The organism is Pectobacterium betavasculorum, from assembly GCF_000749845.1.
Taxonomy (GTDB): Bacteria; Pseudomonadota; Gammaproteobacteria; order Enterobacterales; family Enterobacteriaceae; genus Pectobacterium; species Pectobacterium betavasculorum.
The window spans coordinates 1,618,614-1,637,144 of sequence record NZ_JQHM01000001.1; the positions used below are offsets into that span (position 1 = coordinate 1,618,614).

24 protein-coding genes are annotated in these 18,531 nt (G+C 47.1%); 10 read left to right on the top strand and 14 right to left on the bottom strand.

Annotation, left to right across the window (positions count from 1 at the left end):
* The first annotated feature begins 103 nt into the window (after positions 1–103).
* The 7 genes from fliL (at position 104) to fliR (ending at position 4,278) form a co-directional block, all read left to right on the top strand.
* Positions 104–580, top strand: a complete 477-nt coding sequence (gene fliL, locus KP22_RS07420) for a flagellar basal body-associated protein FliL (protein ID WP_039323323.1) — start codon at positions 104–106, stop codon at positions 578–580.
* A 5-nt stretch (positions 581–585) separates the two neighbouring features.
* Positions 586–1,599 carry a flagellar motor switch protein FliM gene (gene fliM / locus KP22_RS07425; protein WP_039298721.1) on the top strand — a complete coding sequence of 338 codons (1,014 nt, stop codon included), beginning with the start codon at positions 586–588 and terminating at the stop codon, positions 1,597–1,599.
* A complete protein-coding gene (fliN, locus tag KP22_RS07430) occupies positions 1,592–2,005 on the top strand; it encodes a flagellar motor switch protein FliN (protein WP_039298718.1) in 414 nt (137 codons plus the stop codon). Before fliM ends, fliN begins: the two co-directional genes overlap by 8 nt.
* Entirely contained in the window at positions 2,005–2,427 is a 423-nt protein-coding gene (gene fliO, locus KP22_RS07435; protein WP_039298715.1) for a flagellar biosynthetic protein FliO, read from the top strand. The genes fliN and fliO overlap by 1 nt, the downstream gene beginning before the upstream one ends.
* Positions 2,428–2,504: 77 nt before the next feature.
* Positions 2,505–3,200: a flagellar type III secretion system pore protein FliP gene (fliP, locus tag KP22_RS07440; protein ID WP_193554760.1), complete on the top strand. Its 696-nt coding sequence runs from the start codon at positions 2,505–2,507 to the stop codon at positions 3,198–3,200.
* Positions 3,201–3,220: 20 nt separating this feature from the next.
* Positions 3,221–3,490, top strand: a complete 270-nt coding sequence (gene fliQ / locus KP22_RS07445) for a flagellar biosynthesis protein FliQ (protein WP_039298709.1) — start codon at positions 3,221–3,223, stop codon at positions 3,488–3,490.
* A 2-nt stretch (positions 3,491–3,492) separates the two neighbouring features.
* Positions 3,493–4,278: a flagellar biosynthetic protein FliR gene (fliR, locus tag KP22_RS07450; RefSeq protein WP_039298707.1), complete on the top strand. Its 786-nt coding sequence runs from the start codon at positions 3,493–3,495 to the stop codon at positions 4,276–4,278.
* A gap of 131 nt (positions 4,279–4,409) precedes the next feature.
* Here fliR and KP22_RS07455 read toward each other — a convergent pair whose 3' ends face one another.
* From KP22_RS07455 to flgB, 14 genes are all read right to left on the bottom strand, one after another.
* On the bottom strand, positions 4,410–4,655 hold the full coding sequence (locus tag KP22_RS07455) for a YmjA family protein (protein WP_039298706.1): 246 nt from the start codon (positions 4,653–4,655) through the stop codon (positions 4,410–4,412).
* 302 nt (positions 4,656–4,957) lie between these two features.
* Complete coding sequence (locus KP22_RS07460) at positions 4,958–5,440, bottom strand: cold-shock protein (RefSeq protein WP_039298703.1); 483 nt, start codon at positions 5,438–5,440, stop codon at positions 4,958–4,960.
* 312 nt (positions 5,441–5,752) lie between these two features.
* Positions 5,753–6,292 carry a DUF2058 domain-containing protein gene (locus tag KP22_RS07465; RefSeq protein ID WP_039323326.1) on the bottom strand — a complete coding sequence of 180 codons (540 nt, stop codon included), beginning with the start codon at positions 6,290–6,292 and terminating at the stop codon, positions 5,753–5,755.
* A gap of 293 nt (positions 6,293–6,585) precedes the next feature.
* Positions 6,586–7,539, bottom strand: coding sequence for a flagellar hook-associated protein FlgL (flgL, locus tag KP22_RS07470; protein WP_039323328.1), 954 nt, complete (start codon positions 7,537–7,539; stop codon positions 6,586–6,588).
* A 31-nt stretch (positions 7,540–7,570) separates the two neighbouring features.
* Positions 7,571–9,277 (bottom strand): flagellar hook-associated protein FlgK, encoded by a 1,707-nt coding sequence (gene flgK / locus KP22_RS07475; protein WP_039323329.1) that lies wholly within the window; start codon positions 9,275–9,277, stop codon positions 7,571–7,573.
* 126 nt (positions 9,278–9,403) lie between these two features.
* A complete protein-coding gene (flgJ, locus tag KP22_RS07480) occupies positions 9,404–10,366 on the bottom strand; it encodes a flagellar assembly peptidoglycan hydrolase FlgJ (protein ID WP_039323330.1) in 963 nt (320 codons plus the stop codon).
* On the bottom strand, positions 10,366–11,475 hold the full coding sequence (locus KP22_RS07485) for a flagellar basal body P-ring protein FlgI (protein WP_039298692.1): 1,110 nt from the start codon (positions 11,473–11,475) through the stop codon (positions 10,366–10,368). The genes flgJ and KP22_RS07485 overlap by 1 nt, the downstream gene beginning before the upstream one ends.
* A gap of 16 nt (positions 11,476–11,491) precedes the next feature.
* Positions 11,492–12,205, bottom strand: a complete 714-nt coding sequence (locus KP22_RS07490) for a flagellar basal body L-ring protein FlgH (RefSeq protein ID WP_039298690.1) — start codon at positions 12,203–12,205, stop codon at positions 11,492–11,494.
* A 180-nt stretch (positions 12,206–12,385) separates the two neighbouring features.
* Positions 12,386–13,168: a flagellar basal-body rod protein FlgG gene (gene flgG, locus KP22_RS07495; protein ID WP_011093286.1), complete on the bottom strand. Its 783-nt coding sequence runs from the start codon at positions 13,166–13,168 to the stop codon at positions 12,386–12,388.
* A gap of 27 nt (positions 13,169–13,195) precedes the next feature.
* Positions 13,196–13,951, bottom strand: a complete 756-nt coding sequence (locus tag KP22_RS07500; RefSeq protein ID WP_011093285.1) for a flagellar basal body rod protein FlgF — start codon at positions 13,949–13,951, stop codon at positions 13,196–13,198.
* Between the two features lie 21 nt (positions 13,952–13,972).
* Entirely contained in the window at positions 13,973–15,166 is a 1,194-nt protein-coding gene (gene flgE / locus KP22_RS07505; protein WP_039298688.1) for a flagellar hook protein FlgE, read from the bottom strand.
* A gap of 75 nt (positions 15,167–15,241) precedes the next feature.
* Positions 15,242–15,916: a flagellar hook assembly protein FlgD gene (flgD, locus tag KP22_RS07510; RefSeq protein ID WP_039298686.1), complete on the bottom strand. Its 675-nt coding sequence runs from the start codon at positions 15,914–15,916 to the stop codon at positions 15,242–15,244.
* Positions 15,917–15,931: 15 nt separating this feature from the next.
* Complete coding sequence (flgC, locus tag KP22_RS07515; RefSeq protein WP_015840801.1) at positions 15,932–16,336, bottom strand: flagellar basal body rod protein FlgC; 405 nt, start codon at positions 16,334–16,336, stop codon at positions 15,932–15,934.
* Between the two features lie 28 nt (positions 16,337–16,364).
* Positions 16,365–16,781: a flagellar basal body rod protein FlgB gene (gene flgB / locus KP22_RS07520; RefSeq protein WP_039298683.1), complete on the bottom strand. Its 417-nt coding sequence runs from the start codon at positions 16,779–16,781 to the stop codon at positions 16,365–16,367.
* Between the two features lie 164 nt (positions 16,782–16,945).
* On the opposite strand from flgB, the gene flgA reads away from it, so the two are divergent.
* From flgA to KP22_RS07535, 3 genes are all read left to right on the top strand, one after another.
* Positions 16,946–17,614, top strand: coding sequence for a flagellar basal body P-ring formation chaperone FlgA (gene flgA, locus KP22_RS07525; RefSeq protein ID WP_039298681.1), 669 nt, complete (start codon positions 16,946–16,948; stop codon positions 17,612–17,614).
* 141 nt (positions 17,615–17,755) lie between these two features.
* A complete protein-coding gene (gene flgM, locus KP22_RS07530) occupies positions 17,756–18,052 on the top strand; it encodes a flagellar biosynthesis anti-sigma factor FlgM (RefSeq protein ID WP_039298679.1) in 297 nt (98 codons plus the stop codon).
* Between the two features lie 5 nt (positions 18,053–18,057).
* Positions 18,058–18,495, top strand: coding sequence for a flagella synthesis protein FlgN (locus KP22_RS07535; protein ID WP_039323331.1), 438 nt, complete (start codon positions 18,058–18,060; stop codon positions 18,493–18,495).
* Positions 18,496–18,531 lie beyond the last annotated feature (36 nt).

Here is an 18,531-nt window from a genome sequence, read left to right on the forward strand (position 1 = left end):
TTGAACATTGCAATAGGCAGGATAATCATCGACATTACGCATTATTTATTATTGGTTTCATCCAGCAATAAATATCGATAAGTAACGGGAACTATCTTTGGCTATGTCTGATATGCAAGTTCGACCAGGACGTAAACGGTCTCTTTGGCTAATATTACTGATTATCGTTGCTCTCGCTGCGACTGGTGCTGCGGGCGCCGCCTGGTGGCTACTAAATCAGAAAAATGCGGCAACCGCTGAGCAGGAAGCACCGCCGCCAGAGCCTGTTTTCATGCCACTGGATACCTTTACCGTTAATCTCGTCAATGCAGATAATGACCCTGACCGCGTGTTATATGTTGGATTCACGTTGCGTTTGCCTGATGATGCAACCCGCACACGCTTTACTAATTACCTGCCAGAAGTTCGCAGCAGACTGTTATTGTTGCTTTCTCGTCAAGACGCGATTGAGCTTGCCAGTGAGCAAGGTAAACAGAAATTGATAGAGCAAATTAAGCAAGTGCTAAGCCCACCATTAGTTCCTGGTCAACCTAACCAGGTCGTTACTGATGTTCTGTTCACGGCCTTTATACTGCGGTAACCATTATGGGCGATAGTATTCTTTCACAAGCAGAAATTGATGCACTATTAAATGGCGACAGCGGCGATAGCGGCGCTGACACCAATACAACATCAAAAACGGATGGGGGTGTTAAACCCTATGATCCGAATACTCAACGACGCGTCATACGTGAGCGCTTACAGGCATTAGAAATTATTAATGAACGTTTTGCGCGCCAATTCAGAATGGCGTTGTTTAACCTGTTGCGTCGTAGCCCCGACATTACCGTGGGTGGAATCAAGATCCAGCCTTATCATGAATTTGCCAGGAATCTTCCAGTACCGACAAACCTGAACCTTATTCACTTAAAACCGTTACGTGGCACCGCGCTATTCGTATTTTCGCCAAGTCTGGTATTTATTGCCGTAGATAACCTTTTCGGCGGTGATGGGCGCTTCCCAACGAAAGTTGAAGGTCGCGAATTTACCCACACAGAACAACGTGTGGTTAAGCGTATGTTACGCTTGGCTCTGGAAGCCTACGGTGAAGCCTGGAATGCGATTTACAAGCTTGATATCGAATACGTGCGTTCAGAAATGCAGGTCAAGTTTACCAATATCACAACATCGCCTAATGATATCGTCGTGACGACACCGTTCCATGTTGAGATCGGCTCACTGACTGGCGAATTTAACATCTGTATTCCTTTTTCAATGATCGAGCCGCTGCGCGAACTGCTTGCGAATCCGCCATTAGAAAACTCACGTCAGGAAGATCAGAGCTGGCGCGATACCTTAGCCAAGCAGGTACAGCATTCCGAATTGGAATTAGTTGCAAGCTTTGTTGATATTCCGCTGCGACTATCCAAAATTCTGAAGTTACAGCCCGGCGATGTGTTACCGATCGACAAGCCTGAAAAAATCGTTGCTCATGTAGACGGCGTGCCAGTGCTGACTAGCCAATATGGCACATTGAACGGGCAATATGCCCTACGTGTTGAACATTTGATTAACCCTATATTGAATTCTCTGGATAACGAGGAACAGCCCCATGAGTGACACCAAGAAACCGTCCGACGACAAGGAATCAGTGGACGATCTGTGGGCTGATGCATTTAACGAGCAGCAGGCTGCAGAAAAACCGGCCGCAACGACGGAAGGCATATTTAAGTCGCTAGACGGTCATGATTCGTTGGGAGCCATGCAGGATATCGACCTGATATTGGATATTCCTGTCAAACTCACCGTTGAGCTCGGCCGAACCAAAATGACGATAAAAGAGCTACTGCGCCTAACCCAAGGTTCTGTTGTAGCGCTTGATGGCCTAGCTGGTGAACCGTTGGATATCCTGATCAATGGCTATCTGATCGCTCAAGGTGAGGTCGTCGTCGTTTCTGACAAGTATGGTGTGCGTATTACAGACATCATTACACCATCTGAACGTATGCGCCGCCTGAGTCGTTAATGGCAACAGCCTCGGTCTCGTCCCCAACTTCAGTCGCAAGCCAGCAGTCGACGCTTGTTACTGAAGCACCACTTACCGGCAGCATGTTACTAACACAGGTTGGTAGCGTGCTTGCGGGTATTTTATTATTTATTCTATTGATTGCCTGGCTTGCTCGTAAACTCGGCTTTGCCCCGCAAGCCAAGCAAAACAAGTTGCTAAAAGTGGTATCCAGTTGCCCTGTTGGGCAACGTGAGCGCGTAGTGATTGTAGAAGTTGATAATACCTGGCTGGTGTTAGGTGTTACTGCTCAACAAATCACACCGCTGCATACTCTTCCTGCACAACCAACCAACGACAGTTCTTCCACTGGCGATGCCAAGTCAGTAGACTTCAATCAACTGTTGAAGAAAGTTTTAAAGCGTCCGGAAAAATCGGAATGAGTGTCTTGCCTAGTTATGTTCGTATCACCGCCCTGCTTCACGCGCTGCGCTATAGTTTAGCTATCAGTTTATTGTTCATGGCACCATCAGTATGGGCACAGCTTCCCGGAATTGTGACGCAACCGCTGCCTAACGGTGGACAGAGCTGGACGCTATCAGTACAAACGCTGGTTTTCCTCACGTCGTTAACGTTTCTCCCTGCTGCCTTGCTAATGATGACCAGCTTCACCCGCATCATCATTGTACTGAGTTTGTTACGCAATGCGTTGGGTACACCGACCGCGCCGCCAAACCAGGTATTGCTCGGATTGACGCTTTTTCTGACGTTTTTTGTCATGTCCCCGGTATTAAACCGCGTTTATGACGAAGCCTATCTTCCATTCAGTCAAGATCAAATCAGTATGGAAGTCGCCATTGAGCGTGGCGCAGAACCTGTGCGTGAATTCATGTTACGGCAGACCAGAGAAACCGATCTGGCATTGTTTACCAGGCTGGCTGAAATTCCAGAGATCCAGGGGCCTGAAGCAGTACCTATGCGTGTACTTCTCCCCGCATTTGTGACAAGCGAGCTCAAAACTGCGTTCCAGATTGGTTTCACCGTGTTTATCCCTTTCCTCATCATTGACCTCGTTGTTGCCAGCGTATTGATGGCACTGGGGATGATGATGGTTCCTCCGGCGACAATTTCATTGCCTTTTAAACTCATGCTTTTCGTATTAGTCGATGGCTGGCAGCTGCTACTCGGTTCATTAGCACAAAGTTTTTACAGTTAGACGAATAGAGGAATGCGACTATGACACCAGAATCGGTGATGGCACTTGGCTATGAAGCAATGAAAATCGCATTGGCGCTGGCGGCCCCGCCTCTGATGGCGGCGCTGCTCAGTGGCCTGACAATTAGTCTCTTGCAGGCGGCTACCCAGGTAAACGAAATGACACTGTCATTTATCCCTAAAATCCTAACGGTATTCTTCACCTTAGTCATCGCTGGACCCTGGATGTTAAACCTCATGCTGGACTATATGCGTACGCTCTTCGGCCAGTTACCTAATATTATTGGGTAAGCATGCTAACGTTTAACAGTTGGGACATGGTGAATTGGGTTAGCCAGTTTTTCTGGCCCTTTGTCAGAATTCTAGCCTTGATCAGTACCGCCCCAGTCTTTAACGAAAGATCAATTGCAAATCGGGTGAAAATCGGCCTAGGTGTGCTGATTACCCTACTCGTTGCACCTTATTTGCCGTTAAACACCACGCCTATTTTTTCTGTTGCAGGCGTGTGGCTGCTAATACAACAAATACTTATCGGTGTAACACTAGGATTATCAATGCAGTTGGCATTTGCCGCTATTCGCCATGCGGGAGAGCTGATTGGCTTGCAGATGGGGCTCGCTTTTGCGACCTTTTTTGATCCGACAGGTGGTCCGAATATGCAGGTAATAGCCCGTTTCCTGAATATTCTCGCAATCCTACTATTCCTAACCTTTGATGGGCACCTCTGGCTGATCTCGTTATTAGCAGATAGCTTCTATACCCTACCCATCAGTGCCAATCCTATTAATAGCCATGCTTTTCTCGCTCTTGCGCGTGCCGGTGGGCTAATTTTTATTAACGGATTGATGTTAGCCCTACCCATCATAACCCTATTGCTGACCATCAACCTGGCGTTAGGCATGCTTAACCGCATGGCGCCTCAACTATCAATATTTGTCGTTGGTTTCCCGATTACACTCACTATCGGAATCATGACGCTAGGTTTATTGCTCCCACTTGTTCCACCATTCGCCGAACATTTATTCAGCGAAGTTTTCGATTTACTCGCTGATATTCTCAGCCAGCTAGCGAGTTCTTAACCCTCTATAGGAATTAAAAAATCCCACTGAAGGCAACTTAAGTGGGATTTTTGTTTTTAGCAATTTCTGACGATAAGCTAAGAGCAGAAGACAAACATAACATCCCTAATGCCAAATAGCTTTGGCATTAGCTACTCATTGCCCCATTGATTCAGGAACATGGCGATCTCATCGATACGACGCTCATCAATACCGGCTTCACTGGCCATCTCTTTCTGCGCATTTTCACTGATTTCCTCGTTATTCATTAAGCGGGTGATCAGCAGTTGGAAATAGCGCGCTAGGGATTCTCGTTCGGACTCGACCACCGGTTCTGCTGATTCCGTCGAATACTCATCCACGATGTCATAATATTTAAGTGATACTTCATTGTTCATAAGTAGCTCCTGGGATTAACGCCTATGTCAGCTGTCGCCTGCATCGTATGACTTAGATAATATCATTCTTATTTAGTTTTCTGTCACCCATGCAAGATCAGCGTTGAAAACGCAAAATACCCTAAATGATGTGCCATCAGGCCAACGTAGTGAAAGCATTCGCTGGATTGTGGCGGTGGTTCTGGTTGAGAGCGAAATCAGTGACATAACCGTATGCCACTGAGCATCTCGATCGGTAAGCAATGTCAATATTTTGCTTACGAATAGCGTAGAATTTCGACACAGGTTCAGTCAGAGTTGCTTCAAACCTTAAGCAGTTTCACCGCAGCATCCACGTCTATCTCATCTTCCGAGAAGATTAACGTCGTTCCCTGAAAGGTGGTGATCGCCAGTTTTTTCAGTGAACGCATTTCACCAGGTTTAGTGGCTGATTTCGGCCTGATACTATTCATAAGCGCCCCCACAGACAGCACCGCATTTTCTTTATCAATGCGAGTATCGACAGGCACTTCCTCACGGTAAACCAGGTAAGACTTGATCGATGTGAGCTTAAGGCGCTCACCCGCGATATAGATGTATTTGCTTTCCGGTACGACTTTCACCGCATAAGCTGACAACCCTTTGTTATTCGTGGTGGGTTCAAAAGTCACCGCAGCATCTTTTTTAATCATCTCAGGGTTGACGACCTTAATCACATGAAAATAACGGTTATCACCGTTTTCATCTTTGATAAATCCAAAACCTTTATCTTCAAACCACGTTGTGATTGTTCCGTTCATCACCATGACCACCTACTTAATTGTTTATCTACTCAGTTTTTTCAATGCGCAGTGTAGAACACAATGTCTGTGTAGACTACGTCTTTGGTTTGAGCCTGAGCGATAAAATTCTGGTATGTGAGGAGCCTCTGCCAAGTGAAGGCATAAGCGACGCACCATAAAACACGGGTAGACCCAAAAGCGGCTTCCAACCTGACTGGAAGCAAAGAATTGGCAGCGCTTCTGGATAATATGTCGTTTTTATAAACTGGCTGAATATAAAACCTTAATGAAAAGTCCTGATGGACTTTCCATACATAAGCACTTGTAGAATGATAATTACCACATCAAATCATCGGGCACTTTAAAATCGGCATACGGATCTTCTTCATCTTGCTCTTCCTGACTAAGTGCACTATTTAATACAATGCTGTTCGCATCTCGCTGTGCAATTTTATCGGCTACGATAGCAGGAATAATAGCGTATTCACTCTCTCCACCGTTATCAACAACCAAACGAGCAATGGCGAGACGGCCGCTAATCAGTTGAGCTTGGGTCAGCTTGTCTACAACTATCTTTTTAATTAAATTGCCATCTGTGAAGTTAAAACCAATATCGCCTTTCGGAATATTGATTCTGTTCATTTCGATGAGTTGCTTCACCTGAGCTTTATATTCTTTAGATAAAGCAGCTTGTTTTTGTTGTTCGCTTAGCTGTTTATCACGCTCAAGCTGTGCTTTTTTATTTTCTTCCACAGCCTCTCTTGCCTCACGAGTCTGAACGCGTGATTTTTTAGCCGTTCTTTGGACTTTGGCCATTTTTTTGCTGGTCACTAACCCAGCTTTTAGCATCTGCTCTTGTAAAGTGAGTTTTGTCATGTTCGCCTCTAAACCCGTTAAATAATGTATGGGATTATACCTGCAATTTTTTGAGACTGTACCAGATTGTAGAACCTGATCGCTATGTGGCTTGAGCTTGGCGGGGCGATCAAAGGCTGGTGTAGATTCAGTGTGATGTAGAAGGGGTTGCCAGAGGCAATTTTGGTTGGGGGGAATAAAAAATGGCATGTCATCCATTCAGAATAATGAAGAGAGTGACATGCCTAAAAAATACGCCCGGTTTAAGCGTATTCAAACCATAAAGTAGAATAGAAGAGTATCGTCTATTACTACTATTTCATCTGGAACAATGACATTCCCTGCATATTCTGGAAAGCCGTATAAGACGCTTGCAAAGAAGATTGCTGCATGACGTAAGACGATATCGCTTCATACCAATCGGTATCTTGCAGCTGTGACAACGTTGTTTTATTGGCAACATCGCGATCTTTACCAATTGCATCAAGATTATCAATTTCATTGAGTTGAATACCTAATTCTGCACGGGCAGCAGAAATATTATTCAACGAATTTTTCAAACCACGATTTGCTGTATCTAACGCCGCCGTTGCATCGGCTTTTGTTGCATCGTCAGCATCAGCAATAGGGGTTTCAAGCGCCTTAATAGCAATATCCAACGTCTCAAATAAATCCGCCTGGATGCTACCATCCGGTTCTTTTTGAGCATCACCGGTTATCCCATTGAATACCGCGGAGCCAATATGGCTGACCGTCATATCTCGGGCCGCATCTACACGCTGTGAAATAGCCTGACTTCCACCCACATATTCAATACCAGCGGCCCCCTCAGCAAAAGGAGCTTTGTCGGTTTCATAACCAGCAAAAATATAATTGCCGTTACCGTCAGTGCTGTTAGCCATATTGAGCAACTCAGCTTTCATGCCACGCAGAGACGTCGCCACCGATTTACGATCGTCATCACTAAGAACACCACCACCTTTGATTACTTCAGTCAATGCAGTGGTAATCGTAGTAACGCTCTTATCTAAAATAGACTCTTCCAGCGACATACTTTGCTTAGCAAATGTGCGTGCTAACGTGTATTGACCATTCTCTGACTGAGCTTGGCCAAGCATAACCACATTTGCTGCCGCTATCGGATCATCCGATGGATTGACAACTCGCTTTCCGGTTGACAACTGCTCACCCGTTTTTTGCCACGTTGCCTGACCATTAATAATGCCTTGCATATTTTGCTGGTACATCATGCTAGTACTTAAACGCATGGTATCAATTCCTCTCTATTAATGGTCAAACTTAGCCACGGGCTGCTAATAAAGCGTCAAATATGGATTGTGCGGTTTTGATGACCTGAGCATTTGCCATGTAGTATTGTTGATAACGCATCAGGTCGCCGTATTCTTCATCCAGGTTTACACCGGATACCGACTGCTGTTCCGCCGTCAACTGATTCACAACGTTTTGCTGCGATGTGTTATTTATCTTCAGCGTGCTGGTCTGGTTGCCAATGGTACCCACAAGGCTAGCGTATGCTCCAGAAACACTAGCCTTTCCGCCCACAATTTTCTCGTTTTGTAGAGCAAGCAATGCTTTCGCATTCGTATTATCACTTACACCGCCAAAGACAGGATTACCGCTTGCATCCAGGACAGGGCTGCCACTTTCATCAAGCTTAACGGATGCAGCAGCAATCTTACTAGGATCGGAAATAGCCACAGACATATCGATAATGACGTCATTAACAGGCTTAAGCAGGAAACTGTCGTTCGCTTCAGGTGTTCCTGTAATGGTCATTTTGACGCCATCAAAACTCAGACTGCTTTCAGGAGGAGTCCCGGCTGTCGTCACTGCCGCCGTAAATGTTGAATTGTCAGACAGGCGGGTTACTTGCCAATTAGTGCCATCGTATTTAACTGCATAATTAGTTGCCTGCACATCTTTAGTATCAGTATAAGATGGGGTCAAGACTGCATTGCCGCCATTCTTGCTATCATTCAGCACAACCGCTTTACCAAAAGAAAAGAAATCTCCACCTTTAACACCATCGCGATCATAACCTTCCTGATGTTGAGTATTAAATGCATCAGAGAACGCCAGCGCTAACTGCCCTAGCTGGTTACGCGCCTCATCAAGAGTCTCTGAACGGAAAGAGAGCAAACCGCCTAATGACCCGCCAGTTAACGAACTCTCATTCAGCGTGACAATATCGTTTGTCTGATCTTTATATCCTATGGTCAGACGAGATGGATCGCTGCTCGAACCAATCGCAACCAACTGATTGCTGGTGCCAGCCTGAACCAGATTGGTACCATTTTTCAATGCGACGTTGTAAACAATTCCATCCTGAACGGTAACATCAACACCAACTAGCTTGTTAAGTTGATCGACCAAAAGATCGCGCTGATCGAGCAAATCATTGGGCATCGTGCCGCTATTTGCGCCCATCAGCTTCGTGATTTCGTTGTTTAAAGAGGCAATCTGATCGGTATACGTATTAATTTGGCCTGCGGTGCTTTGAATCTGTGTATTCAGGCCGCTATCCATGTCACGCAGGTATTTATCCGTGACTTTGAATTGGTTTACCAGCCCTTCAGCTTTACCCAATACGGTTTGACGAGTCGACGAATCACCCGCGTTACTGGTTAGGTTTTGCAGGTTAGAAAAGAAATCCTGTAGCGTTGATGAAAGGCTCGTTGTGCTACTGGCCAGCAGATTATCAATCTTAGAAATTTGCTCGTAGTAAGTAGAAACAGAACTGCTCGTCGTTTGCGCAGAACGCAACTGATTAGTGATGAACTCGTTGTACTGACGATTGACGCTAACAACATTGACGCCGTTACCTATATATCCAGCCGATGTGCCGCTGCTAATTGCTTGCTCAATTATCGTATTTTGCCGACTATACCCGGTAACAGCCTGATTACTAATGTTGTTACTCACGGTACTCAGCGCAACCTGTGCACCTTTTAAGCCACTCATCGCGGTATTAATTAAATTGGACATAAGGTGTTGTTCCTTTTACACAGGCTCTTTTCGCCCTGCACGATTAACTAAATGCTGAAAGCAGCAAATACGCTACATAAGTTAATTACTTTATCGGTTAGGAAGCGCAAATCTTGAATAAAAAAATCAAAATAGCCGACTCAAATCGTGCGTATAGGCTTTCGCCACTTTCTCACCTGAATTCTTCATTTGCTGGATCATACTAACCAGTTTCTGCGCGTATTGCGGATCCGTTGCATAGCCTGCTTTTTGTAACGCATGAGCCGCTTGTTCAGCCGTTCCGGCGCTCATCACCGCAGAATAGCGCGGGTTATTGGTCAACAATTTCACATAGTCGCCAATCGCCTCAATATAGGAGTCGTAGACTCTGAAGCTGGCTTTCACCTTTTTGGCCACGCCTTGCTCATACTCTGTCGTGGTTATCTCAGTTGTCGGCCCATTCCAACGGCTACCGGCTTTAATGCCGAATAGATTATGGCTTGGTCGCCCATCTTCGGTAGGAATTTCACGCTGTCCCCAGCCAGATTCAAGCGCCGCCTGGGCGATGATAAGGTGATGAGGTATGCCGCTATGCTGGCTGGCAATCTGTGCAGGCAAGGAAATCTGGGACACAAAATTACTATTGGATAACGGCAGGGCTGACCCCGTACTGGGTAATTTGGGCAACGCTTTGCGTACCATCTGCTCCACTGCCGCCGTTGGCATGCTTTTAAGCACATCACCATCGAACGTTAATGGAACCGAGGGAACGGGAGCTTTGGCTGCCGCAGCATCTGGAGATTGTCGGGTTAGTTGCTCAACCATGACATCCGCGAGCCCAAGTCCCTTGCCCTTAGTGGAAATCTCTTGCGCAATTTGCTGATCATACATTGAGGTATACAGACGCGTCTGATCGCTATTGAAGAGCCCATCCTGTGGAATCGCAGAACGCATACTTTTCATCATCAATTGTACAAACACGCCTTCCATTTGTTGCGCAACCGCTCTGATGCCCTCTTTGCTTTGAGGATTACCTGAAACTTCACGCTTCAACGTATTCAGAGACTGCGCATCATAGGCCGCATTATTCAGCGTCTGCATATCACTCATCAGATAATTTCCAGTTTAGCGCGTAAGCAGCCAGCGCTTTGCATCGCCTGTAGAATGGACATCAGCTCCATTGGCGTAGCACCAAGGGAATTCAGTGCACGCACGACGTTGTTCAGATTGGCGCTGGAATTGACTCGCTGCAAAGCACCACCCGCTTGCTGAACCGAAATCTCTGTTTGCGGAGTCACAACCGTCTGACCGCCACCAAATGGTGTATTAGGCTGACTAACGTTGGCCTGCTGATTAATCGTCACAGAAAGATTGCCCTGAGCGATAGCACAGCTATCCAGTGTGACATCACGATTCATCACGACAGAACCGGTGCGGGAGTTAATCACCACTTTGGCGTCCTGAATACCAACGTTAACTTCAATATTCTGGACATCGGCCAAAAAGCGAACCTGAGAACTGTTACCATGCGGAGCAAGTACCTGAATGGTACGAGCATCCAGCGGAGTCGCTGTACCGCCGTACCCAGAGCGATTGATCGCATCGCTGACTTTCTGCGCCATCGAGAAGTCGTCATTCTTCAATTGCAGCATGATCGTATTCGACGCACCAAACGTGCTGGGTAACTCTCGCTCAATAACCGCACCGTTGCTGATTCGTCCACCAGCTAGCTGGTTAACCTGAACACTGCTTCCCCCTGCGGCGGCACCCGCACCGCCAACCAAAACGTTCCCCTGAGCCAGGGCATAAACCTGATTGTCTACTCCTTTCAATGGGGTCATTAATAGCGTTCCGCCCCGCAGGCTCTTCGCATTACCGAGTGAAGACACAACGACATCAATATTCTGGCCCGATCTGCCAAAGGGCGGAAGTTCCGCCGTTACCATCACCGCCGCCACATTCTTCAACTGCATGTTGGTTCCGGCAGGGACAGTAATCCCTAATTGGGAAAGCATGTTAGTTAAGCTTTGCGTGGTAAACGGGGTCTGCATGGTCTGGTCACCGGAGCCATCCAGACCAACCACTAAGCCGTAACCAATTAACGCATTACCACGTACGCCCTGGATATTAACCAGATCGCGAATTCTCTCTGCCGACACAGGGGCAATATTCAGCGTCAGTAACGTCAGCAGTACAGTGAAAAATGATGCAATCCGCATGGCAGGCCTCTTAAGCTTAGAACGGAGAAACATTGAGGAAGAACCGCTGTAACCAGCCCATGTTTTGCGCTTCATTAATATAACCATTACCGACATATTCAATGCGCGCATCCGCTACCTGGGTTGATGGCACCGAGTTATTACCACTGATGGTTCTCGGATTTACCACTCCAGAGAAACGGATAAACTCAGTTCCCTGATTAATTGCAATTTGTTTTTCGCCAACGACGTTCAGGTTGCCATTAGCCAACACTTGACCAACCGTGACCGTAATCGTGCCACTAAACGTGTTGTTAGCGTTAGCACCACCCTGACCAGTAAATTCGTTTGTTCCAGTCGCGTTCAGAGCGGCTCGGTTATTGCCTAGAGGGCCTTCCAAATAACGCGGCGTTGCCGCCAGGCCAAACGTGGAGGATCCATCACGACTGGCATTGGCAGACGAGCTTTTGCTGGCGCTGACGTTTTCCTGTAACACTATTGTCAGCGTATCACCGACATTGCGCGGACGGCGATCTTCGAACATCGGCTGATAGCCATAATTCATCGGCTGCACGGTTTGGAAAATAGAACCATTGGGACCCGCTAATACTGGCGCTCCGGGCTGGGCAGTCGTAGGCCCAGTGACAACTTTATCATGCGGAATATAGGCGCAACCGTTAAGTGCTAACATCGCGAACAATGCCAACAAACAGGGTCGGCGGAGTGGTTTGATAACCGACTTTGCATTCATTATCACTGCGGATATCGCCTTAAATTAATCTATTTCACATATTCACGAGGCAAATCAAACCATACTTGTTCCACTCATCTGATGGTTATGGTCATCATTACCCCGTTAAACACTGTCTATGTTGCCAACATCAGGCCACCAGAGCACCAGCTCTCCCCCCTGATATTAGCGGGTACCCCATTACAGTTGGGTCAATTTCTGCAACATTTGGTCAGAAGAAGAAATGGCTTTACTGTTGATTTCATAGGCACGCTGAGTCTGAATCATCGATACCAATTCTTCAGCCACATTGACGTTGGAGGTTTCGACATACTTCTGATAAAGCAGACCTGCGCCATTCAAACCTGGGTTCGTTTCATTCGGCGCACCAGAGCTCGCGGTTTCCAGATACAGGTTTTCACCCATGCTCTCAAGGCCGCTATCATTAATAAAGGTCGTCAGCGTCAACTGACCAATCTGGTTTGTTGCTGCCTGTCCCTGCACTTTAACACTGACAATACCATCACGACCGATATTCAGCTCCGTCGCATTCGCGGGAACGGTAATGGCAGGCTGGACCTGATAACCGCTGGACGTCACTAACTGGCCATTACCATCAAGCTGAAAAGCACCGTCACGCGTGTAAGCTGTTGTTCCATCAGGTAACTGAACCTGAAAGAACCCCTGACCTTTAATGGCCACATCCTTCGAGTTACCCGTCTCGGAAAAGGTTCCTTGAGTATGAATACGCTCCGTTGACACCGGACGAACCCCGGTACCTAACTGTAAACCGGACGGTAGCATGGTTTGCTCTGAAGACTGAGCACCGGGCTGACGAATGGTTTGATACATCAAGTCTTCAAATACCGCACGCTGACGCTTGAAACCATTGGTGCTGACGTTCGCCAAGTTATTGGAAATAACGTCCATATTGGTTTGCTGAGCATTCAAGCCGGTTTTTGCAATCCACAAAGAACGGATCATTTATTCACTCCTGTGCGCACTCGGCGCTTAACCCATTGCTAATATCTGATTAGCGCGTTGTGCATTATCGTCGACACTGCTAATGACTTTCATCTGCATTTCAAAGCGACGAGCATTGGCAATCATATCGACCATAGTATCGACCGTGTTCACGTTACTGCCTTCGATCACACCCGGCATAATTCGCACGGTGGGATCGTTTTGCAGAACATTGCCACGTTGCTGTTGAGCCTGTTGCGTCAAGCGAAACAATCCATCATCAGAACGTTCAACTTCTTGTCCGGTAGCTTTGACAAGCTTTAAACGCCCCAACTGGGCAATCGTATTTGGTGGATCTCCAGCATTAAGCGCAGAAATCGTACCATCAGCAGAAATACTGATCTGGGCCTGTGGAGGAATGTCAATCGGTCCACCGTCGCCCATAACTACACGCCCCTGAATAGTCAATTGCCCATCAGCGTTGATCTCCATATTACCATTACGGGTGTACGCTTCACCGCCATTAGCCGTTTGCACTGCTAACCAACTCTCTTTCGGTAAAGCGACATCCATTGCACGGCCAGTATAATTCATCACGCCTTCGGTCATATCAGCGCCAGGCGTAGAAGCGACAACCAGCGTTCGAGTGGGCAAAGTCAACCCATTCACTGGTACAGCGCGCAATGCAGACAGCTGTGCCCGAAAACCCGGCGTTGAAGCATTAGCCAAGTTGTTCGCAGTAATCGCCTGCTTTTCCAATGACTGACTCGCGCCACCCATTGCCGTATAAATCGCGTGATCCATGCAACATCCCCGTTAGGATAATTAACGCAGGCTAACCAGCGTTTGCAGAATGGAATCCTGCGTTTTAATGGTTTGCGCGTTTGACTGGTAGTTACGCTGCGCAACAATCATACTGACCAGCTCTTTACTCAGGTCAACGTTCGAACTTTCGGTGGATTTGCCGATCAGTTTCCCCAAACTTCCGGTACCCGCCAAACCGATAACCGCTTGACCGGAACTACCGGTTTCGGACCAGGCGTTATCCCCTTCAGGCGATAACCCTTCAGGGTTAGCAAAACCAGCCAATAAAATCTGCCCCAGCGGTTGTTTCTGACCGTTGCTATAGCTACCTTCGATAGTACCATCGTCATTGATAGCAAACCCCGTCAGCGATCCTGGTGCGAAACCATTCTGAGTTGGGCTTTTATAGCTATAATCAGCGTTTTGCTGCACGCTACCGCCAAAATTGAGTGTGAAGGTATTCGTCGCAGCACCGTTAGTACCAACGAGGTTGACAGTGAACGGCGTGTGACCCGTCAACGCACCATTAGGAGCAAAGCTTAATGTTCCTGCATTTTGATAATTAGCTGGGTTGATGGAGTCATCCTTGGCATAGGTTTGCCAAGTATTATCCGCAGTTTTAACGAAATACAGCGTGAAGTTATGCACGTTACCTTGGCTATCATATGTCGTTAATGCCGTTTTGCTGTTATACGTTCCTTCACTACCCGTATTATCCCACGCAGTGATCGAGTCGGATGACTTCAAGTTGGCAGTAAGAGCGGCAGTGGTGGTAGCACTCGCCAGCATATCACCATCGGGAATCGTCAAGGGTACAGGATCGGCACCCGTCTGAACCGCTGGTGGCGTCCCTCCAACCGGATAGCCCGTCAATTGCATGCCTTGCGCATTGACGATATTACGTCCGTTCAGCATAAATTGACCATTACGGCTGTAATAGGTAGAGCCGTTGGTATCTTGCAGACGATAAAAACCACCGCCGCTAATTGCAACATCCAGATCGCGTGAGGATGAGGTTACGGTACCACTACCGAAATCCTGCAACACCGATGCTACCTTCACACCCATACCGACTTTAGAACCCGCGAACATATCAGCAAATGTGACGGTCCCGGATTTAAAACCTACTGTCGCTGAGTTAGCGATGTTATTACCGATAACATCCAGGTTATTAGATGCCGCGTTTAAACCACTGACCGCCTGAGAAAAACCCATGCCGTTCTCCAGATGAATTGATTAAGTTCTATTCCAGATTGTAAATTTCACTGGAATACTATGAAATTTATACTGTTACAGAATTTGCCTGACATCGTCCATCGTAGCTTTGCCGCGCAGTCCTAAATCCAGCAAGGCACCGCTATCACTGCGAACAACACTATTTACAACTGCATAGCTCAATGGCTGAACGACCTGCTGTGCCCCTCCCGTGCTGGCAGCAACAGTGAAGGTATAAGCTCCATCAGGCGCAACCGAGCCATCAGAAAGTTTGCTATCCCAGTTGAATGAATGAACGCCAGCAGAAAGCGTGCCCAGGTCGATTGTACGAACGGCTTTACCTGTCGCATCATTAACGGTGACAGTAACGACTTCTGCTGCTTTCTCCAGTTCCACACCAAAGGGAGTACTGGTTTCTTTGCCAACAAGGATATCTTTTCCAGGGATCATGACACTGTGGCCAATTAGCGTTGTTGCCTGCATAGATTGGTTGTTGCTGATCTGACCGGAGATAGAACCCAATGTGGTATTCAACTTCTCAATACCACTGACTGTATTAAGCTGAGCAAGCTGGCTTACCAGTTGATCATTACTCATCGGATTCGTCGGATCCTGATTCTTCAACTGCGCAACCAGAAGTGTCAGAAATTGATTCTGTAAGTCGGCACTGCTGTTCTTTTCTACCGCCGTTGTAGACGAGAGACTCTGCGTACTACTCGCCGAGGAGGTATCATTAATAGTTACAGACATTATTTCGTCTCCCGATTATTGCCCGATCGTAAGCGTCTTCAGCATCATCGATTTTGTCGTATTCAAGACTTCGACGTTTGCCTGATAACTGCGTGATGCTGAAATGGTGTTCACCATCTCAGCCACTGGGTCAACATTCGGCATGCGAACGTATCCCTGACCATCTGCCAGCGGGTTGCCCGGTTCGTAAACCAGACGAGCAGGTGATGGGTCTTCAATAACATTGGCAACGCGTACGCCACCCGTTGATTGCCCTGGCGCTGCATTCACTTCGAATACAACCTGCTTGGCGCGATAAGGTTCGCCGTCAGGGCCCGTCACGCTGTCTGCGTTAGCCAGATTGCTGGCGCTCACATTCAGACGCTGAGATTGCGCAGAAAGCGCTGAGCCTGAAATTTCGAATATATTTAATAACGACATGAATCTTTACCTTCCCATCGCGCTACGATCATGAACCTGACTGAAGAACCGACATCATGCCTTTAATCTGTCCGCCCAGAACGGTCAGGTTGGTTTGATATTTCAGGCTATTATCGGCAAAATTAGTACGTTCACGATCCATATCGACCGTATTGCCATCCAACGCAGGCTGATCGGGTACGCGATATAACAAATCAAGCTCCGGCGGCTGAAAATTCTGTGCCGGTATATGCCGTACAGATGTTGTTTTCAGCGCGATACCTGTACCGTTCACCCGCCCTTGCTCCATCGTTTTACTGAGCTGGCTGGCAAAATCGATGTCCCTGGCCTGATAGCCTGGCGTATCCGCATTAGCAATATTCGCGGCCAGAATCTCCTGCCGCTGGGCACGCAAGTTCAACGCTTCCTGCTGAAACCGCAACGAGGCGTCTAATTTATCAAGCATGCTCCCTCCGCAAGTTAAAATTTGGAGTGAGTAGGATAATTCTCATGATGGCTATGCCATCGAACGAATAGACACCAAATGCAGCGCTATTTATTGCCTTAACCTCACGCTGACATCGTTACACTGATGCCCGATATAATCAGAATCAGGAGAGCCGAACCGGAATGAAAACAATATATTATTACCTATGCCTGGCGGCGACCGGTTTTTTCATTCTTTGTCCCTCTGTCAATGCGAACGACCTTCCAGCGCAGATCAATCAATTTTTTGCTTCACGCTTTCAAGGAAGCACGAATACCGTTAACGTTGTGGTAAAATCGCCGGAATCACAGTGGCCACAGTGCGAAGCGCCCCAAATCACATTGCCCGGAAATACAAAAATGTGGGGCAATGTCAGTCTGTCCGTACGTTGTGGACAGCAGCGTCGCTTTATTCAAACCGAGGTTCAGGTAACAGGGAACTATGTCACCAGTTCACGACCTGTAAATCGCGGGACAACCCTGACAGAAAAAGATATTAGTTTGACAAAAGGCAGGCTCGATTTATTGCCTTTGCGCCCTATACTGACGTTGCAAAGCGCACAAGGTGCAGTCCTTTTACGCGATCTCACTCCCGGGCAGGTGATTACCGCGTCAATGATTAGACGAGCCTGGGTCGTAAAGGCAGGCCAGTCGGTACAAATCATCGCCCAAGGGGAAGGCTTTACGATTAATGGCGAAGGAAAAGCCATGAATAACGCGGCAGCGGGACAAGCCGTCAGAGTCAGAACGGCAAATGGACAAATAGTCAGCGGAATCACAAACGAAGATGGGATTATTCTGATCTCACAGTAATTAATTAAAGATTTGCTCATGTTTGCCGATGATAATTACAGAGTCATTACTGACGACGTTTTAAAATTGGACACCAATGTGATTGGTATTTATCAACACATTGATGATTAACCATTTATCCTCAAATCAGAGGGATGTATTATGAGTATTGATCGCACACAGTCACTGAAGCCGGTCAGTCAAGTTCAGCAACGCGAATCTGGCGATGTCGCTAAAACCAAGCCTAAGCAGGCTGAAGCTCAGTCTGAAGTCAGCGCAACTCAGGTGAAACTGAGCGATGCGCAGGCAAAGTTGATGCAGCCGGGTACGCAGGACATAGACATGAACCGCGTTGAAACCCTGAAACAGGCAATTCGTGATGGCTCACTTAAAATTGATGCCGGAAAAATTGCGGATGCGTTGCTTAAAGAAACGCAGGAATTTTTAGCAGGTAATTAATAGTTATGGAAAATCTGCAATCGACGCTGAATCAACTGCTGAGTAATCTGCGTGAGCTTGATGTCGTGATGTCAGAAGAGCAAACGCTACTTTGTGCTGGTCATATTAACAGCATTGCTCTGCAACAGATGACTGAGAAGAAGACTTCCTTGCTGGCAACGATGCAGCATTTGGAAGCGCGACGCCATGAGGCTGAATCGGTTCTTAAGCTGCAAGCACCTTACGACGGTATTGAACAACTTTCTGTTTATTGGCAGCAAGTGCAAGAGTTAACCAGACGCCTAAATAATCAGAATAAACATAATGGTCTTCTGCTTAGTCGGCATATTGCATATACGAACGAAGCCATCAATATACTGAAGCCTCGTCATGGTCAGGGACTGTATGGTCCAGATGGTCAGTCGAAAGGTGTCACAGTAGGCGGTAGAAAAATTACGTTCTAAAAGTCTCTGCATCGGAGTAGAGACTTTTAATTAATT